Genomic DNA, 2,330 nt, shown 5'->3' on the forward strand with positions numbered 1-2,330 from the left:
TAGCTACCATCAGTATTCACCGTCAGCGTAAAGACCGCTTCACTACCCGCTGTCGCCTCGTAAGTAAAGCTGCCATCGCCATTTGCGGTTTCAGTCAGCGTGACTGCCACCCCTTGTGATGTGAGTCCAGCTACTGGTGTTGCAGAAGCATCGAGCTGATAGCTCACCACTCGGTCCGAGCCTTGTGTGGTGGTGAAGTTGCCATCGATTGAAATCGGGTCAGTTTGGTCTGAGCCAATCGTACCTAAATCATCCTCATCAACGGTAATCGCATCAACATCGGTAATGGTCGGTTTATCATCCACGATGGTGACTGGGATCGTTTCTGTGGTGGTATCACCATCAAAATCCGTTGCGATGATTGGGAAGTTCAGCGTCAGCTCATCACTGTCTACCGCATGGTCGATTGGCCCTTGAAGCGTGAAGTTGTATGAGCCATCCGTGTTTACTGTTAGCGTAAATACGGCTTCAGTTCCTGCTGTCGCTTCATAAGTGTAGCTACCGTCGCCGTTTGCGGTTTCAGTCAGCATCACTGCCACACCTTGCGATGTTAGGCCATCAACTGGCGTTGCAGCAGTATCTAATTGGTAGCTTACTACCCCATCAGAGCCTTGCGTTGTAGTGAAGTTACCATCGATTGAAATTGGATCTGAGCCGTCAGAGCCAATCGTCGCTAAGTCATCTTCATCCACACGGATTGCGTCTACGTCGGTGATGGTTGGTTTATCGTCAACGATGGTGACAGGCAGTGTTTCTGTCGAGGTATCGCCATCAAAATCTGTTGCGATAATCGGGAAGTCGATTTGCAGACTGTCGCTGTTCACCGCATGGTCTAGTGGACCCTGCAGAGTAAAGGTGTAGCTACCATCTGGCTTCACCACCAATTCAAATACGGCATTGCCATCTGCTGTGGCTGTGTAAGTAAAACTGCCGTCGCCGTTAGCAGTTTCAGCAAGCACGACAGGCTCACCATGAGAGGTCAACCCTGCTACTGGATCTGCTGTTACATCAAGCTGGTATTTAACAACACTGTCCGAGCCTTCAGTTGTGGTGAAAGAACCCGACATAAACGCATCATCGTTTTGGTCTGAGCCAATTGTAGCGAGATCATCTTCATCCACCGTGAGTGGGACAACGTTATTGATAGTTGGAACGTCATCAGTAATCGTGACTGGAATGGTCGCGGTTGTCGTATCGCCATCAAAGTCGGCTGCAATGATTGGGAAGTTCAGAACTAATTCATCGCTGTTTAGCGCGTGATCAACCGGGCCTTCCAGACGGAAGTTGTATGTACCGTCAGCATTCACATTCATGGTGAAGACAGGATCGCCATCCGCGGTAGCCACGTAAGTGAAGCTACCATCAGCATTCGCAGTCTCTACCAAGGTAACAGGCTCACCGTGAGAAGTTAAACCTGCGACAGGATCAGCCGTTGAATCAAGTTGGTAGCTCACCACTCGGTCTGAACCCTGGGTAGTGGTGAACGCGCCTTCAACAAACACAGCGTCACTTTGGTCTGAGCCAATACCTGATAAATCATCTTCGTCTACAGCCAGAGGCACAACATTATCGATGATTGGCGCATCATCTGCGATCGTAACGGGAATGGTTGCCGTGGTCGTATCACCATCAAAATCGGTGGCAACAATTGGGAAATCAATCGTCAGGCTATCGCTGTTGGCGGCATGGTCAATCGGGCCTTGCAGCGTAAAGTCGTACGTACCATCTGTTGCTACGTTTAACGTGAAAACAGGATTGCCATCTGCGGTCGCCACATAGGTAAAGCTGCCGTCACCATTCGCGGTTTCCACCAAGGTAATCGCCTCACCTTGAGACGTTAGCCCCGCAACAGGATCAGCGGTTGAATCAAGTTGATAGCTCACCACTCGGTCAGAGCCTTGTGTGGTAGTAAACGCGCCTTCAACGAACACAGCGTCAGTTTGGTCTGAGCCCACGCCGCTAAGGTCATCTTCATCGACACTCAAAGCATCCACCGCTGTGATGGTCGGTACATCATCAACAATCGTGACTGGAATGGTTTCAGTAACGGTGTCGCCATCGAAGTCGGTTGCGATAATTGGGAAATTCAGTGTCAGCTCGTCACTATCAACCGCGTGATCAATTGGCCCTTCAAGCGTGAAGTTGTAAGAACCATCAGTATTTACAGTCAGCGTAAAGACCGCTTCAGAGCCCGCTGTTGCTTCGTAGGTAAAACTACCATCACCATTTGCGGTTTCTGTCAGTGTGACAGCCGCGCCTTGCGATGTTAAACCGTCCACTGGTGTTGCTGAAGCATCGAGTTGGTAGCTCACCACTCGGTCAGAGCCTTG

The 2,330-nt window shown here is 50.3% G+C and carries 1 pseudogene; it reads right to left on the reverse strand.

Annotation, left to right across the window (positions count from 1 at the left end):
- Positions 1-2,330, reverse strand: a pseudogene (locus R7Q38_RS22730) (hypothetical protein); the annotation flags it as partial.

Source organism: Vibrio sp. Vb0598 (genome assembly GCF_033338935.1).
GTDB classification, from domain to species: Bacteria; Pseudomonadota; Gammaproteobacteria; order Enterobacterales; family Vibrionaceae; genus Vibrio; species Vibrio alginolyticus.